13 protein-coding genes and 1 rRNA gene are annotated in these 16,354 nt (G+C 68.3%); 8 read left to right on the forward strand and 6 right to left on the reverse strand.

The window, feature by feature from the left end; translation table 11 throughout:
- Nucleotides 1-80 (forward strand): 5S ribosomal RNA (rrf, locus tag ABVF28_RS12115); the annotation flags it as partial.
- A 93-nt stretch (nucleotides 81-173) separates the two neighbouring features.
- On the opposite strand, the gene ABVF28_RS12120 is transcribed toward rrf, so the two are convergent.
- The 5 genes from ABVF28_RS12120 to ABVF28_RS12140 are packed head-to-tail and all read right to left on the reverse strand — an operon-like array spanning nucleotide 174 to nucleotide 5,748.
- The gene (locus ABVF28_RS12120) at nucleotides 174-1,481 is read right to left on the reverse strand and encodes a DUF58 domain-containing protein (protein WP_371030659.1); all 1,308 of its coding nucleotides are present in this window, start codon (nucleotides 1,479-1,481) and stop codon (nucleotides 174-176) included.
- Nucleotides 1,482-1,536: 55 nt separating this feature from the next.
- Nucleotides 1,537-2,490 carry a MoxR family ATPase gene (locus tag ABVF28_RS12125; RefSeq protein ID WP_104252318.1) on the reverse strand — a complete coding sequence of 318 codons (954 nt, stop codon included), beginning with the start codon at nucleotides 2,488-2,490 and terminating at the stop codon, nucleotides 1,537-1,539.
- Nucleotides 2,487-3,776: a DUF4350 domain-containing protein gene (locus ABVF28_RS12130; protein WP_371030660.1), complete on the reverse strand. Its 1,290-nt coding sequence runs from the start codon at nucleotides 3,774-3,776 to the stop codon at nucleotides 2,487-2,489. Before ABVF28_RS12130 ends, ABVF28_RS12125 begins: the two co-directional genes overlap by 4 nt.
- Entirely contained in the window at nucleotides 3,773-4,450 is a 678-nt protein-coding gene (locus ABVF28_RS12135; RefSeq protein ID WP_371030661.1) for a DUF4129 domain-containing protein, read from the reverse strand. The genes ABVF28_RS12130 and ABVF28_RS12135 overlap by 4 nt, the downstream gene beginning before the upstream one ends.
- Nucleotides 4,450-5,748 (reverse strand): hypothetical protein, encoded by a 1,299-nt coding sequence (locus ABVF28_RS12140; RefSeq protein WP_371030662.1) that lies wholly within the window; start codon nucleotides 5,746-5,748, stop codon nucleotides 4,450-4,452. Before ABVF28_RS12140 ends, ABVF28_RS12135 begins: the two co-directional genes overlap by 1 nt.
- Nucleotides 5,749-5,866: 118 nt before the next feature.
- Between ABVF28_RS12140 and mtrA the strand changes: the two genes are divergently transcribed.
- The 6 genes from mtrA to secA all read left to right on the forward strand — a co-directional run bounded on the left by mtrA (nucleotide 5,867) and on the right by secA (nucleotide 15,030).
- Nucleotides 5,867-6,556 (forward strand): MtrAB system response regulator MtrA, encoded by a 690-nt coding sequence (gene mtrA / locus ABVF28_RS12145; protein WP_104240392.1) that lies wholly within the window; start codon nucleotides 5,867-5,869, stop codon nucleotides 6,554-6,556.
- 1 nt (nucleotide 6,557) lies between these two features.
- Nucleotides 6,558-8,591 carry an MtrAB system histidine kinase MtrB gene (mtrB, locus tag ABVF28_RS12150; protein WP_371030663.1) on the forward strand — a complete coding sequence of 678 codons (2,034 nt, stop codon included), beginning with the start codon at nucleotides 6,558-6,560 and terminating at the stop codon, nucleotides 8,589-8,591.
- Complete coding sequence (locus ABVF28_RS12155; protein WP_179557196.1) at nucleotides 8,588-10,306, forward strand: LpqB family beta-propeller domain-containing protein; 1,719 nt, start codon at nucleotides 8,588-8,590, stop codon at nucleotides 10,304-10,306. The genes mtrB and ABVF28_RS12155 overlap by 4 nt, the downstream gene beginning before the upstream one ends.
- 76 nt (nucleotides 10,307-10,382) lie before the next feature.
- Nucleotides 10,383-11,132: a ComF family protein gene (locus tag ABVF28_RS12160; RefSeq protein WP_371030664.1), complete on the forward strand. Its 750-nt coding sequence runs from the start codon at nucleotides 10,383-10,385 to the stop codon at nucleotides 11,130-11,132.
- A gap of 138 nt (nucleotides 11,133-11,270) precedes the next feature.
- The gene (gene hpf, locus ABVF28_RS12165; protein WP_104252325.1) at nucleotides 11,271-11,939 is read left to right on the forward strand and encodes a ribosome hibernation-promoting factor, HPF/YfiA family; all 669 of its coding nucleotides are present in this window, start codon (nucleotides 11,271-11,273) and stop codon (nucleotides 11,937-11,939) included.
- Nucleotides 11,940-12,081: 142 nt separating this feature from the next.
- Nucleotides 12,082-15,030: a preprotein translocase subunit SecA gene (gene secA, locus ABVF28_RS12170; protein WP_371030665.1), complete on the forward strand. Its 2,949-nt coding sequence runs from the start codon at nucleotides 12,082-12,084 to the stop codon at nucleotides 15,028-15,030.
- 94 nt (nucleotides 15,031-15,124) lie between these two features.
- Here the strand turns inward: secA and ABVF28_RS12175 are convergent, their stop codons facing one another.
- A complete protein-coding gene (locus ABVF28_RS12175) occupies nucleotides 15,125-15,592 on the reverse strand; it encodes an Rv3235 family protein (RefSeq protein WP_371030666.1) in 468 nt (155 codons plus the stop codon).
- Between the two features lie 139 nt (nucleotides 15,593-15,731).
- Between ABVF28_RS12175 and ABVF28_RS12180 the strand changes: the two genes are divergently transcribed.
- Nucleotides 15,732-16,328, forward strand: coding sequence for a hypothetical protein (locus tag ABVF28_RS12180; protein ID WP_371030667.1), 597 nt, complete (start codon nucleotides 15,732-15,734; stop codon nucleotides 16,326-16,328).
- The last annotated feature ends 26 nt before the right edge of the window (nucleotides 16,329-16,354 follow it).

The following is a 16,354-nucleotide window of genomic DNA, read 5'->3' on the forward strand; positions in this document are numbered from 1 at the left end:
TTCCGAACCCGGAAGCTAAGACTCTCAGCGCCGATGGTACTGCAGGGGGGACCCTGTGGGAGAGTAGGTCACCGCCGGACTTCTTCATGAGCCGGGGTTGGTTGGTGAGTGAGCAGAGATGCTCCTCACCCACCAACCCCGGCTTTTTTGTTGCCCGAAACCCCCCCCGTTGCCTACAGTCGACCAGTCGCCTTCAGCTCGATGTAGTGGTCGGCGATCGCAGGAGGCAGCGCCGACGGAGTACCCGTGACCGTGTCCCCACCAAGACGACGAACCGTCTGACGGACCCGCTCCTGATCCAGCAAGGCCCGCTCGGCAGCCGAGGCCGCGTACGTCTGCTCGCGGGTATCCCGACGGAGCGCCACCTCGTGCACATCCGGATTCAGCACAGACCCGAGCACCACCACGTGCTTGCTCGCCAGCTGCGGCAGAGCGGCGATGACCGGTTCAAGCGTGCCACCCGTCTCGAGCGTCGAGAGGATCACGACAAGCGACCGATGCGTCGTCACACCGCGCACGAGGCCGGGGATCGCCCGCCAGTCCGTGGCGATCAGCTCAGGCTCCACATCCGCGAGGGACTCGACCATGCGGCTCAGCAGCTCGGCACCGGAGACGCCCTGGATGCGTGCGCGCACACGGCGGTCCCAGGCCACCACGTCCACCCGATCGCCAGCACGAGTCGCAAGCGCCGCCAGCAGCAGCGCCGACTCGATCGCCGTATCCAGACGCGTCTCGTCGGCAACACGGGCCGCAGAGGTGCGTCCGGTATCGATGACGATGACCACACGGCGGTCGCGCTCCGGGCGCCACGTTCGCACGACGAGGTCCTGGCGCCGAGCCGTGGCGCGCCAATCGATCGAACGGACGTCATCCCCTCGGACATACTCGCGCAGCGAATCGAACTCGGTCCCCTGCCCGCGAACCATGAGACGCGTCGCCCCATCCAGCTCCCGCAGCCGCGCGAGACGCGACGGCAGATGCTTGCGCGAATTGAACGGGGGCAGCACCCGGAGCACACCGCGGTCGGCGAGGCTCACCTGCCGGGCAGCCAAGCCCATGGGCCCCCAGCTCCTGAGGGTGACGAGCTCGGACCTCCGATCGCCGCGACGCGAAGGACGAAGCGGGAACTTCGCCACACGTCGCTCGCCGGACGGCACATCGAGCTTGGGTCGCTGCTGCGTCGCACCCGCGGTCGGCTCCCAGCCGTCCCTGACCTGGAGCCGGAGCGTGCGCGATCCTCGGTTCGTGATCGCGACCCTGCTCACGGCGTCTTCCCCCAGCCGTACTCGAGCGGGCAGGGCACGCTCGATCTCGACCTGGCGCGGGGCGCCGGCGAGCAAGACGTCTGCAATCGACGTCAGGAGAACGAAGAGCAGCCAGATCGCGAGCGTCACGTACGCAGACTCCGCTGTCTGCCCGAAGAGCACCACTGGGACGGCGCCGACCGCAGTCAGGAGCACCAGACGTCCGCTCACCACCATGCGCTCACGCTTCCCTTCAGACCTGCAACTTCGACGAACACCCGCAGCTGCCGGATCAGATGGGTACCTGGACCTGCGCGAGGATCGAGCGAAGAATCGCGTCCGCGCCGACCCCCTCGAGCTCGGCTTCCGGTCGAAGCTGCAGTCGGTGTCGAAGCACCGGAAGCGACATCGCCTGCACGTGGTCGGGCGTCACCGCCTGGTACCCGCTGAGGTACGCGAATGCCTTGCTCGCCGACATGAGGGCCGTCGCCCCGCGAGGAGAGACGCCCATGCGAACGGACGGCGACTGGCGGGTGGCCCGAGCGATATCGACGATGTACGCGAGCACGTCCGCCCGGACATCGACAGCCGCCGCCTCGGCCTGAGCGCGCCTGAGCTCCTCGGCCGTGAGCGCGCTTCGCACCCCTGCGGCGCGCAGGTCCCGCGGAGAGAACCCCGCGGCATGCCGGCGCAGCACCTCGAACTCGGCGTCCCGAGACGGCAGCTCGAGCACGAGCTTCAGAAGGAAGCGGTCGAGCTGAGCCTCCGGGAGGGTGTACGTGCCCTCGTACTCGATGGGGTTCATGGTCGCGGCGACGAGGAAGGGTGAGGGGAGCGCGCGCGTCACCCCGTCCGCGGACACTTGACGTTCCTCCATCGCCTCGAGCAGGGCCGACTGGGTCTTCGGCGGCGTGCGGTTGATCTCATCGGCGAGCAGGATGTTCGTGAACACCGGGCCCTCGCGGAACTCGAACTCGCCAGCGGCAGCGTCGTAGACCAGTGAGCCCGTGATGTCACCTGGCATGAGGTCTGGCGTGAACTGCACGCGCTTCGTGTCGAGCGACAGCGTCTCGCTCAGGGTCCGCACGAGGAGGGTCTTGCCGACCCCTGGAATGCCCTCGAGCAGGGCGTGGCCGCCGGCGAGCAAGGCGACGAGGAGACCGTCAACCGCTCGCTCCTGTCCGACGACGGCCTTGGCGACCTCGCCTCTGACTCGCTGCAGTGCTTCACGGACATCGGTGCTCATACTGGGCCTCCGGATTTCTCGGCGGTGGAACTCTGATCGGTGGTGCTGGGGCCTGTGCTGACGGGACCGCGGCCGGGGTCAGCCGCTTCGGCGACCGCTCGTTCGAGGGTCAGCAGGGCCTGGCTGAGGTCGAGCAGCTCGGCCTCGCTGCCGGGGACGGCGTCAAGGAGGGTCCAGGCGATGGCTGCTCGGTTCGCGCCGAGGATGGCCGAGCTCGAGGTGATGATCTCCTGCACGCTGCTGGCTCTGGCCAGCCCGAGCGACCTCGCGAGGCGGGTGGTCGTGCCGATGCGGAGGTTGTCGAGCGCGCGCAGACGCGCGCGCTGCTGGGCGTAGAGCCGTCCGCGGCCGTGCATGGTCTCCGACGCCTCGACGATCACCGGCAGGCGCTCCTCGACGAGCGGCCCGAACCGGCGACCGCGCCAGACCATGACCGCGAGCAGCGTGGCGAGGGCGATCAGGATGCTCGGCGTCAGCCAAGGCGGCACGAACGCATCGAGTGAGGGCTCGACGCCGAAGACGGTCTCCGCGTCCGAGATTCCAGGCGTGTACCAGACGAGCGACTGGGTCTGTCCAAGGACCGCGAGCCCCATGGCCGCGTTCGCGGAGCTCAGCACGTCGCCGTTGCTCAGGTTGTCCGTCGCCCCCAGCGCGGCAAGCGTCGTCCCCGAGGCAAGCGACGTCTCGACGTAGGCGAATCGCTCCGACTCGGCGTAGCAGGCGCTGCCGCCCGCGGCAGCGTCGTCGAGCTGATAGAGCCGAGCTCCTCGCTGCGAGATCTCGGGTGCCAGCTCGGAGAGGGGCGCAGCGCAGTCCGTGCCCGCCTCGACGACATCTCCCGCTTCACCCGCGGCCCCGACCCCACCGACCGTGATCGCCCCGCCGAAGGCTTCGAGGAGGCCGCGGCTCGGAGCGAGCAGGACAACCCTGTCCGCGTCCAGGTCAGCGATCTGAGCCGCCAGCTCATCGACCGCGATGCCGTCGCGGTCGTGCACGACCAACGTCGTCTCCCCCTCGGCGTCCTGGAGCCGCGACCGGGCGTCATCGATGCTCTCCGCGCTGCTCGTCTGAACTCCCTGCTCGCCGAGCACGGTGAACACGGCTTTCGCCCCGTTGGGGCGTGCGGAGTCGACACCGAGATAGGGGGAGTTGGCGCTCGCGACGCCGCCCGCGATGAGCGCGCTGGTCACGGCGATCACGACGGCGCCTACGGCGATGAGGAGCCACGGACGTGCTCGCCTCAAACGCTCTGCGATCGTCGGCGTCGCTTCCTGCGTGAGGCTCATGAGGCGCGACCCGAGAACGAGGTGAGCGCCACCGGCTTGGCCGCCTGCAGCGCCGAATCGACCTCGCGCAACGCGAGCCAGTCGTCCTCTGACGCGCCGAGGCCCAGGTATCTGGCTGCGTTGAACGACCGGGCAGCTCGGTGCAGCCCGGGCGCCTGTCCCGGAAACGCAGAGGTCGTCGCCTCAGCGACGGCCGTCGCGGTCATGCCGGGGCTCAGTGCGATCACGGTGCGGTCATGCACGGCCCGCGCGAGCGCCCTGAACTGCTCGATCACGGCAGTCTCGAAGTCACCCCGTGCCCCCGCGGCGGCGGCGGAGGCCCGCAGCTCCTGCGCGGAGCGCTCGTCACCGTCGAACAGATCAGGTGCGAGCGCCGACCTGCGCCTCGCGCGCTGAACGAGGATCGGGCGACCCACGAGCAACGCGATGACGGCGAGGACGACGATCGCGCCGAGCACGAGCGCGATCGGCGAGAGCCCACCGGGAACGCCGTCGATGGGCTGCAGGATGTCGTTGACCCAGTTCCAGAAGTCATCGATCCACAGGTCGAGCCAGGTCGGCGAGGCCTGTGTGTACTCGCTCTTGGCGAGCTCGCCCTGCAGCAGGTCTCGGGCTCGGTCCTCATCGATCTCCAGAGGGGGCTCTCCGGAGCCGGCCCAGGGGCCAAAGCCCATCAGCGCGCGTATCCCGGAGCGGTCATGGGCGCCGGGTGCTGCTCCCGCTGCACATCGAAGTCGGCGTCGGTGATCTCCGCGCCAGCTGACGACTGCTCCGCGTACCGCTGGAGGGTCACGCCGAGCCCTTCCTTCCGCATCCGCAGATCGAAGTACAGGATCGTGGCGTTTCCGCTGGTGAGCACGAGCACGATCGCCCCGAGCAGGACCTGCAGCGCTGAGGTGAGCAGCAGGATGACCGCGAAGGCGGCGATCGTGCCGGGCTGCGGTTCCGTCGACTGCCCGGTGCCGAGCGGCGTGAGGATGACCTGGCCCATGCTGACGGCCAGTTGCGCGACCGTCGAGACCGCCCCCGTCGCGAAGTTCAGGATCACCTGGATGACGACCACGATGCCGAGCACCCGCCAGAAGTTGCCGTGGGAGAGACCCCAGCTGCGCCGGATGGCCGCGATGGGCCCGAGCCCCTCGAGCACGATGGCACTCGGAGCGAACATGATCTTGATGCCCACCCACACCATGAGGACGACCGTCGCGCCGCCCAGCAGAAGCGTGAAGATCACGCCGAGACCGATGGAACCGGCCATCGTCGCCTCGTCTGCTCCTGAGCCAGAGAGGACCATGAACAGGATGAACGGGATGAGCAGCCAGCCGATGGCGATGAGGAGGAGCGAGCCGACGCCGACGATCAGCGCATAGCCGATGAGGCGCCAGATGCCGCGCCACCCGGCGCGCCAGGCTTCCTTGAAGCCGAGCTTCTCGCCGATCGCCCCGCGTGCGACGACGCGCACGAGAATGCCCTGCAGGAGCGCCGAGCCGACGCCGGCGATGGCCAAGCCGAAGAGCGCGGCGAGCGAGGTCAGCGTGATGGAGGACACCAGCATCGGCGTGATGTCCTCCTGGCTTCCGCCGAATGGGATGCGCGTGAACATGAGCATGCCGACGACCACCGGAAGGAGACTCGCGAAGAGCGTGGTCGCGCCCATGACGATGACGGCACTGCCGAGGGTCGTCTTGGGGGACGTGCGGAAGAGCCGGAAGGTGGCGGCGAGCGCATCCCCGAACGCGAGTGGGCGCAACGGGAACAGGCCAGGAGTCGGGGCCGGCATCCACTGACCACCGGGCTGCTGCCCGTACCCGGATTCCGGCGGAGGGCCGTACTGCCAGTTCGACGAACCGGGGGCAGGCTGCGGCGCGGGCCACTGGGAACCCTGCTCGAACCCGCCGCTCGACGGCGCTCCGGGTGGCGGCGGATACGCGTGGTTGGGCTCTGGTGCGTGCTCGTATGGGCCATGCGTCACCCGCCCATCGTGGCATACTGCTCGCCGCGCTCTCTGGGTTGAGGCTCTGAGGAGGCTACGCCCGCTACGCTGAGGGAACCGCCCGGTCTCGTGCGGGTTCTGGAACAGGGAGGGTTCTGTGGGCGAACGCATCCTCGTGGTCGATGACGACCTCGCGCTCTCGGAGATGATCGGCATCGTGCTCAGAGCTGAGGGCTACGAACCGGAGTTCTGCGGTGACGGCGCGGCTGCCCTCGGCGAGTTCCGTCGGGTCAAGCCGGAGCTCGTGCTGCTCGACGTCATGCTCCCTGGGCTCGACGGCATCCAGATCTGCCACCTGCTGCGCGCCGAATCCGGGACCCCGATCATCATGCTCACCGCGAAGTCGGACACGACCGACGTGGTGCGCGGCCTCGAGGCCGGTGCCGACGACTACATCGTCAAGCCCTTCAACCCGAAGGAGCTCGTCGCACGCATCAAGACGCGACTGCGCGCCAGCCAGCCGGAGGTGCAGAGCATCATCCGCGTCGGCGACCTGACCCTGAACGTGAACGCGCACGAGGTCCTGCGAGGCGAGGAGCAGATCAACCTGACGCCTCTCGAGTTCGACCTGCTCCTGACCCTCGCGGCGAAGCCGCAGAAGGTCTTCACGCGCGAGGAGCTCCTCGAGCAGGTCTGGGGCTACCAGTACAAGGCGGATACGCGACTCGTGAACGTGCACGTGCAGCGCCTGCGCGCGAAGGTCGAGCACGACCCGGACCATCCGAAGATCGTGGCGACGGTTCGCGGCGTGGGCTACCGCGCTGGGAACACCACCGCATTCTCCTGACGTGAGCGCAGTGATACCGCGCGCGACCTCCACCTCTCCTCGGTCCTCCGACGTCGACACGGAGGGTATCCGCGTCCCCTACCGGTGGCGGTCCGCCCGCGGTGTGTGGCGGAACCTCGTGTTCCTCTGGCGCACGTCGCTGCCGTTCCGAACGATCGCGCTCTCGGTCGCGCTGACGACCGCGACGGTGCTCTCGGTCGGTTTCGTCATGTCGAACTCGATCGCGAGCGACCTCTTCAACTCGAGGCTTCGGCCGCTCGTCTCCGAGACCGAGCGTGCCGTGACGGCGGCCCAGACCGTCTTCGCGTCGGGCGAGGAGACGGACAGCGCGGCCCTGGAGACGCTGCAGACCGTCGCAGTGGATGCGGCGCAGGACTCCGCGGCGAACAGCTACGGCGTCATCTTCATGCAGAGCGGGTCAGGGACGGGTGAGCAGTCGAACGAGCTGCGAGCACTCGCGAAGGGACCCGTGTCCGCAGACCTCGTCTCCGATGAGCTGAAGGAAGCGGTCAGCGCAGGGGCGGACACGACCGCGACCGGTGCCGCGTCGACCTCCCCGCAGACGCACTATCAGTCGATCGCGCTCGTCGACGAGCTCGGCAACGTCGTCCCCGGCATCGTCATCGGCTCAACCGTCACCGTGCAGAACCTCGGCCAGTACGAGATGTACTTCGTGTACTCGATGGAGGAGACCCAGCAGACGCTCGACTTCGTGCAGCGCACCCTCGTCGTCGCCATGATCGTGCTGGTCCTGCTCGTCGCCGTCATCACGGGATTCGTCATGCGCGCCGTCATCCAGCCCATCCGCGAGGCGGCGAAGACGAGCCGACGCCTCGCCGCCGGCCACCTCGAGCAGCGTGTCCCAGAGTCCGGCGAGGACGACATCGCCACGCTGGCGAGATCGTTCAACGAGATGGCGGACAGCCTGCAGGACCAGATCGAGCGGCTCGCGAACCTGTCCCAGGTGCAGCAGCGCTTCGTCTCGGACGTCTCGCACGAGCTGCGGACGCCGCTCACGACCATCCGTCTCGCCGGTGGGATGCTCTTCGACCGACGCGATGACTTCGACACCGTCACGGCTCGCTCGGTCGAGCTGCTGCACGACCAGATCGAGCGGTTCGAGATCCTCCTCGCCGATCTCCTCGAGATCTCGAGGTACGACGCGGGCGCGGTGGAGATCCTGCGCGAATCGAACAGCCTCGCGACGGTCGCCGACGACGTCATCGGGGCCATGACCCCGGTCGCGCTCGACCACGGCACACGCCTCGTCCTCAAGGCACCAGGCGGATACGGCGAGTCGGAATTCGACGCACGTCGCATCAACCGGGTCGTGCGCAACCTCCTCGGGAACGCCATCGAGCACGGGGAGGCCAAGCCCATCGTGGTCTCGGTCGATTCCAACGAGTCGGCGGTCGCCCTCTCGGTGCGCGACTACGGCATCGGCATGACCGAGGCGGAACGGACGAGGGTCTTCGACCGGTTCTGGCGCGCTGATCCGTCCCGCAAGCGCACGATGGGCGGGTCGGGGCTCGGGCTCGCGATCTCGCTCGAGGACGTCCGCCTGCACGAAGGACGCCTCGAGGTGTGGTCCGAGCCCGGCAAGGGGACGAACTTCCGGCTCACGCTCCCGCGGTTCGTGGGTGGCAAGATCATGGGGTCGCCGCTCCCACTCGAGCCGGGTGACGCCGGGGCCGCGACCATCACGATCGAGCAGGAGGACGTGTCCTCCGAGGCGTTCACCGACGAGGACGTCGACACGCAGCCCATCGAGCTCCCTGACCTCGTCGGCATGCGCTCCTCGAACGCGGAGCCGATCGTCTCGTCAGCCCCCACGAACTCGATGGACGTCATCGAGACCGCCTCCCTGGACGAGCCGACGCAGGCACCAGCGCCCTGGGACGACGCCGAGGCGGTCGTCGTGACGAGCTCGGCCCCCGACTCCGTGCCGTCGCTTCCCAGCAGCGACCACGACGATGGCCTGGACAGCGACACCGCCGGTGCGAGCCGCGATCAGGACCAGGAGGACCCGAAGTGACACGAGCAGCGTACCGACGTCGCGCCGCGCGGAGCGCGACCGCCGCGATCGTGGTCCTCGCCGTGCTCGTGCTCGCCGGATGCGCCCGCATCCCGACCTCCGGCCAGGTCCTGGCCGGAGAGTCCGAGCAGCAGGAGAGCGACCAGTCCTACAGCTTCTTCCCTGACGCCCCCCGCGACGGGATGAGCCGCGAGGAGATCGTCGAGGGGTTCCTCGACGCGGGAACCGGAACGCAGAACGACTACGAGGTCGCGAGAGAATACCTCGCGGACTCGTACCGACAGGAGTGGGACCCGAACGCGCGCATCCTGATCACGGCATCCGTGCCGGACGTGGTCGATGCGGGGCCGGACAGCATCCAAGCCAGCTACAAGTCCTCGGCGAGCGTCGACTCGGAAGGCCTCTACAGCGAGCTGAAGAGCGGAACGACGGAACGGCTCGAGTTCACGCTCGCCCAGGACTCCGCCGGCGAGTGGAGGATCACGGAGGCCCCACCGGGCATCGTGCTGCTCAGCCAGAACTTCCGCAGCCTCTTCAAGAGCTACACGCTCTACTTCTACGACGACACCCTCTCGCGGCTCGTGCCGGACGTGCGCTGGTTCGACGCGCAGCAGACAGCGCTGACGCGGATCGCCCGCGCGCTCGTGAACGGCCCAGCCCCCTGGCTCGCCGAGGGCAACGTCGTCAGCGCTATCCCGTCCGGTGTCTCACTGCTGGGGGCGGTCACCGTCGAAGGGGATGTCGCCGACGTGGACTTCTCGTCGAGTCTCTCCTCGACCTCACCCGACCAGTACTCGCGGATGCTCCTGCAGCTCACCGAGAGCTTCGCGGACTTCGAGGCGATCACGAGCGTCACCATGTCGATCACGGGTGTCCCCATCGACCAGGAGCTTCCTCCGGAGGATGAGGTCGTGGTCAACCGCCAGGTGACGAGCACGCCGCTCGTGTACAAGAGCGGCGAGCTCGGCTTCCTCGGCGGCGTCAACGTCACGGCATCGCCAGAGACGGCGGCCCTGCAGGGCGCGCTCGCCTCGCTCAGCCCGCAGAAGGGCGCCTACTCCGCCGACGGCGACGTCGCATCCTTCGTGACCCCGAACGGCGTCTTCACGACGCCCATCTCCGATCCTGAACCCCTGCTCGTGGACGCGCGGCCGGGTCCGTTGGCCATGAGCCTGGACAGCTGGGGATACACCTGGACGGGGAGCACGGACGGGCCCGGGCTCCGCGCGACCGACGTCGAGGACCGCCAGCACAGCTGGCTCGAGCCCGCGGAGAACGTCGGAGCCACCGGGTACCGGGCCATCGCCGTGTCGCGCGACGGCGCGAGGCTGGCCGTGCTCGAGAACAGCTCCGTCGGGGTGCGGGTCGCCGTCATGGCGATCGAGCGTGAGCCGAGCACGAATCGACCAGTGGCGCTCGGCGTCCCGCTCGTCCTCGAACCGGGCGGAGCCTCGCCGGTCGACCTCGCCTGGGTCGACGAGACGTCGCTCGCCGTCCTCGCGGTTGGCAGCGAGGGGACCGCCGAGGTCCGGACTCAGACGGTCGGCGGCACGGTCAGCGTCAACGGTGCGGTGCTCGACGGGCAGCAGATCACGGGAAGCAACACCCCTGCCGGGCTGCGAGTGCTCGACAAGGACCACCACATCTACGTGCCGAAGGGCAACAGGTGGCAGCAGTCGGACGCCGTCGTCGACTTCATCCTGACGCAGGTGTGACGGATGCGCTGAGGCGGTTCTCCACAGTCTCAGCCGCCGGGGGAGACCGCGGACCAGGCTGAGGCAAGCTTGCAGGATGTCGCCGCCGTCGATGCAGGTCGCGCATCTGCGCACGTGGCTCGAACGGCTGCGTGCGGATGCGCTCGACGCGCTCGCGGTGGTCCTGCCGGTCACCTGCGCCGCGTGCGGAGCCGTCGATCGGGCCCTGTGCCGGCGGTGCGCTGAGCACCTCGCGCGCGACACGTTCGTCCGGGCGTGCGAGCTGCCCGTCGTCGCCGTCGACGGCAGCCGCATCCCGGTCATCGCCGCGTCCGACTATGAAGGACCGACCAAGGCGCTCATCGCGGCGCTCAAGGAACGTGGGAGGACGGACGCGGCCCGCCCGCTCGGCCTCCTTCTGCGGAGCGCGATCAGCGCACTGGCGGAGTCCACGCGAGCCCCCGCATCCACGACCGGACCGCAACTCGCGTGGGTTCCGGTGCTCGCGCCCTCCTCGCCGAAGTCTCGTCGTGTGCGCGGGTACGCCCACCTCGCCATGCTTTGGGAGGCTGCGGTGCCCGGGACGCGCGGCGTCGGCGGGCTCCGCATCACCCGGCGGGTCCGCGATCAGGCGGGGCTCTCCCAGCACGCCAGGGCGGCGAACCTCGAGGACGCCTACGTCGCTGACCCCAGGCTCGCCGGTGCGCGGGTCGTCCTGGTCGACGATGTCGTCACGAGCGGCGCGACGATCAGGGAATCGGTGCGCGCACTGGAAGCCGTTGGGGCGGTGGTCGTCGGCTGCGCTGTCATCGCGGAGACCAGGCGGAGAGCACCGCATCACCCGTGAGCCGAACTCGACACGCGCGGAGGGTACGGCATGCCTGCGAAGTCGCAGATAACACCGGGTGAATAGGGGTCTACGATTGCGGCACAGCATCACGAGGCAGTGACACCTCGGCCTCGTGCAGAACGACAGGAGAGTGACATGGAAATCACGATCACCGGTCGCAACACCGAGATCCCGGACCGTTTCCGCGAGTACGCCACGGAGAAAGCGCTCGCCAAGGTCTCGTTGCTCGATGGCAAGACGCAGGCGGCGGAAATCAAGCTGACCAAGCGCACGGACCGCGCGGGCAACCTGCTCGACAAGGGCAAGGTCGAGATCACGCTCTTCGGCCCCGGCCCGCTCATCCGCGCAGAAGCCGAAGCCGGTGACAAGTACGCAGCCTTCGATCTCGCGCTCGACAAGCTCGTCGAGCGCCTCCGTCGCAACAAGGACCGCAAGAAGATCCACCGCGGACAGCACACCCCCCTCCGCCTCCAAGAGGCGGCCGCAGACAACTTCTCGCAGATCGATGTGGTTCCCGCTGACACGGACACGATCAGGCTCGTCGAGAACGGCGGCACCGCCTCGGAGATCGCTGCGGAAGAAGAGCAGCTGGACGAGCTCTACTCGCCCGTCGTGATCCGCGAGAAGACGTTCGCCCCGAAGCGCCTCAGCAACGACGAAGCCGTCGATCACATGGAGCTCCTCGGCCACGACTTCTTCCTCTTCATCGAGAGCGAGTCGCTCCGCCCGAGCGTCGTGTACCGTCGGCGCGGCTGGGACTACGGCGTCATCGCGCTCGACGAGAACGAGGTTCCCGTCTCCTGAGCCCAGCTTGCTCAGCCTCGCCCCGGTCGATGCGTCCAGCATCGGTCGGGGCGAGGTGCGTAGAATCAACGAATATGCACAGCATGGGCTGTGCCTCTCAGCGCGCTCTCGCGCCGCTTGCGTCAACCAGTAGGAGCAGACCTTGGCCTCAGTTCTCGAGAAGATTCTCCGCATGGGCGAAGGGCGCACCCTTCGCAAGCTCGAGAGCATCGCCAAGCAGGTCGGACGCCTCGAGGACGCCTTCAAGGAGTACAGCGACGATGAGCTGCGCGACATCACCGCATCCTTCCGCGAGCGGCACGAAGCGGGGGAGTCGCTCGACGCGCTCCTGCCGGAGGCGTTCGGCGCCGTCCGCGAGGCCGCTGGTCGAGTGCTCGGTCTCCGCCACTACGACGTGCAGCTCATGGGTGGGGCCGCCCTGCACCTCGGCAACATCGCGGAGATGAAGACCGGTGAGGGCAAGACCCTCGTCGCGACGCTGCCCGCCTACCTCAATGCCATCGCGGGCAAGGGCGTGCACGTCGTCACGGTCAACGACTTCCTCGCGAGCTACCAGTCCGACCTCATGGGCCGCGTGTTCCGCGCCCTCGGCATGACCACGGGCTGCATCGTCTCCGGCCAGTCGCCCGCGGAGCGCCGCGAGCAGTACGCGGCCGACGTCACCTACGGCACGAACAACGAGTTCGGCTTCGACTACCTCCGCGACAACATGGCCTGGCGTGCCGAGGACATGGTTCAGCGCGAGCACTTCTTCGCCATCGTGGACGAGGTCGACTCCATCCTCATCGACGAAGCTCGCACCCCGCTCATCATCTCCGGCCCCGCTCAGGGTGACGCGAACCGCTGGTACTCGGAGTTCGCCTCCATCGTGCGCAAGCTCAAGGAAGGTCGCGACTACGAGGTCGACGAGAAGAAGCGCACGATCGGCGTCCTGGAGCCCGGCATCGACCGCGTCGAGGACGCCCTCGGCATCGACAACCTGTACGAGTCGGCGAACACGCCGCTCATCTCCTTCCTGAACAACGCCATCAAGGCGAAGGCGCTCTTCAAGCGCGACAAGGAATACGTCGTGCAGAACGGCGAGGTCAACATCGTCGACGAGCACACGGGCCGCATCCTCAAGGGGCGCCGATACAACGAGGGCCTGCACCAGGCGATCGAGGCGAAGGAAGGGGTGCAGATCAAGGCCGAGAACCAGACGATGGCCACGGTCACCCTGCAGAACTACTTCCTCATGTACGACAAGCTCGCGGGCATGACCGGTACGGCGGAGACCGAAGCGGCCGAGTTCATGAGCACCTACAAACTCGGTGTGGTGCCCATCCGCACGAACCGTCCGATGCAGCGCAAGGACAACCCCGACCTCGTCTACAAGAACGAGAAGGTCAAGTTCGACCAGGTCGTCGAGGACATCGTCGAGCGGCACGAGACCGGACAGCCCGTGCTCGTCGGCACGACCAGCGTCGAGAAGAGCGAGTACCTCTCGAAGCTGTTGGCGAAGCGCGGAATCAAGCACGAGGTGCTCAACGCGAAGAACCACGCGCGCGAGGCCGCGATCGTCGCTCAGGCTGGTCGCAAGGGCGCGGTCACGGTCGCCACGAACATGGCCGGTCGCGGTACCGACATCATGCTCGGCGGTAACGCCGAGTTCCTCGCGGTCGCCGAGATGACCGCCCTCGGCCTCGACCCACAGGAGAACGCCGACGAGTACGACGAGAAGTGGCTCGAGGTCTTCTCCGCCATGAAGGAGCAGGTCAAGGGCGAGGCCGACGCAGTCGCAGAAGCGGGCGGCCTCTACGTGCTCGGCACCGAGCGCCACGAGTCGCGTCGAATCGACAACCAGCTGCGTGGACGCTCCGGACGTCAGGGGGACCCGGGCGAGAGCCGCTTCTACCTGTCCATGACGGACGACCTCATGCGCCTCTTCAACACCGGTGCGACCCGCGCGATCATGGCCGGCGACGGCACGCCAGACGATCTCGCACTCGAGTCGCGCATCGTCTCGCGCGCCATCCGCTCGGCGCAGTCGCAGGTCGAGTCGCGCAACGCGGAGATCCGCAAGAACGTGCTCAAGTATGACAACGTGCTCAACGAGCAGCGCACAGCGATCTACAGCGACCGCCGCCGCATCCTCGAAGGCGACGACATCGCCGACAAGGTGCAGAACTTCCTCACTGACGCGATCGACGACATCATCCAGGAGCACACGGGAGATGGCACGGGCGACGACTGGGAATTCGATGCCCTCTGGACAGACCTCAAGCAGCTGTACCCGGTCGGCATCACCGAGGAGGAGCTCTTCGAGGAAGCGGGTGGGCGCAGCAAGCTCACGCGGAAGCTCCTCGAGGAGGAGGTCCTCTCCGATGCACGCCACGCCTACGAGCGCCGCGAAGCATCGGTCGGCACGGAGGCCACCCGCGAGCTCGAGCGACGCGTCGTGCTGAGCGTCATCGACCGGAAGTGGCGCGACCACCTCTACGAGATGGACAACCTCAAGGACGGCATCGGCCTCCGCGCCATGGCGCAGCGTGACCCGCTCGTCGAGTACACCCGCGAGGGCTTCGCGATGTTCCAGCAGATGCTCGGCAGCATCCGCGAGGAATCCGTCGGCTTCCTCTACAACCTCGAGGTCACGGTCAAGAAGGACGAGACGCCGTCCGCCAGCGAGACGCCCGACGTGCAGATCGTCGCGAAGGGGCTCGACGAGAAGGCGCAGACCGCGCTCAGCTACTCGGCAGCTACCGACCAGGGTGAGGTCGAGGTGCGCAACGAGCGCGGTCAGCTCAACCAGCGGGCGACTGCGGAGGCCAAGCGCCGCGAGCGGGACCTCGGCACCTCCTCCGCGCTCGACCAGGCTCGCGGCGAGGCTGGTGAGGAGCCGGCAGCGCCGGTGGCCAGCACACAGCAGGCAACACGCTCGCGCCAGCCAGCCTCGCGTTCGGGGAACCCCGCGAAGCGGCAGGCGGCCGAGCAGGCGTCCCCGTCTGACGGCGACAGCCCGGCCGCAGGCAGCTCGTTCGGCAAGGGCGGGACGTCGAAGCCTGGTGGCCAGCCCGCGGGCAACCGCGCCCAGCGACGCCGCAAGAAGTAGCGGCCAGCACCCGGGAGCAGAGCAGACGCCTCGGCGGACGCGCCACCACTCGTGGTGGCACGTCCGCCGAGGCGTTCTCGTCACGCTGGGCAGTTCAGAGGACGTGGATGGCGGATGCTCGCCAGCGCCGGTCGAGACCCTCGAGGCGCACGGTCACGGCTCTGACCCGCGCACCGAAGTCGAGGACGACGACGGCATCGACGATGTTCTCCGTCGTCGCCTGAATGCGCACGCTCAGCTCGACGAAGTTCGGCCGGCGAGTTGGACGCCGTCGCGCCTGCCTCGCTCGTGCTGCGTGCTGCGTGCGAATGAGCAGGTGACGGTAGACGTCGTCGGTCACCCACCTGGACAGCTGCTCGATGTCGCGGACCCCGGAGATGACCTCGACGACGCTTCGGGCCAGATTCGAGACCAGTGGAGCTGGATCGGGAAGGTCGCTCGCGGCCGTGCGTACCCGGACGAAGAGCGGGTCGGCGTCGATGAGTTCGCCCGCCGCCGCGGAAAGCGTTGATTGTGGCGCATCGATGGCGCGGAGCGCCCTGGTGCTGCGCGTTGGCGACATACTGCCCCCGTCGGATCTCAGACGATTCCCCACCGAACCGCCTGGCGACATGAAACCACGTCGCTCCCGGTGCTCGCGAGGGGTGAACTCCCCTGTGGATAACTCCGGTCGCACGGGCCATGAACTCTACGCTGTCGAGGTGCGATGGGACGATCTGTTCGATGGCCTCGCGGGCGAGCTGCAGGGGGCGCTCGACGACGAGGCCGCCAGGCGCGCCGTCGACGAGGAGCGACTTCGCGTGGGTCGACTGACCGTGCGTGAGCGTCTCGTCGCGCTCGCGGAAACCAGTTCGGCGCCCATCTCCCTGCAGCTGTCGGATGGTTCCCTCGTGGCCGTGCGCCCGAAGGCGTTCGGCAGCGACTGGCTGTCAGCCGAACTGCTCGCGGAATCGGGTCGGGCGCGCGTCTGCATCGTCCCGACGGCGGGTATCGCGTCCCTGGTGCTCACTGAGGAGCAACTCGTCGTAAGTCTGCGCGAACCGGCCGCGAGCGGTCCAGGTGACCTGTCCGGGCGACTCGGCCTCGCCTTCGCGCTGCGGGACCTCGGGCGGCGTCGCCGGCAGTGCGAGTTCGTGGTGACCACCGGCACGATCGTGGGCACCATCGACCGGGTCGCGCGCGACCACGTCGATGTCGCCGTCCACGAGCGCGGGGTGGCCAGAAGATCGCGGGATGTCGTCGCGTACCGCATCATCCCGCTCGACGACCTGCGTCTCGTGATCCTCGCTGACGACTGACCGGTCCGGGGCCGGCGACGGTCTGC

This window comes from Pseudoclavibacter sp. JSM 162008 (genome assembly GCF_041366455.1).
GTDB lineage: Bacteria > Actinomycetota > Actinomycetes > Actinomycetales > Microbacteriaceae > Pseudoclavibacter.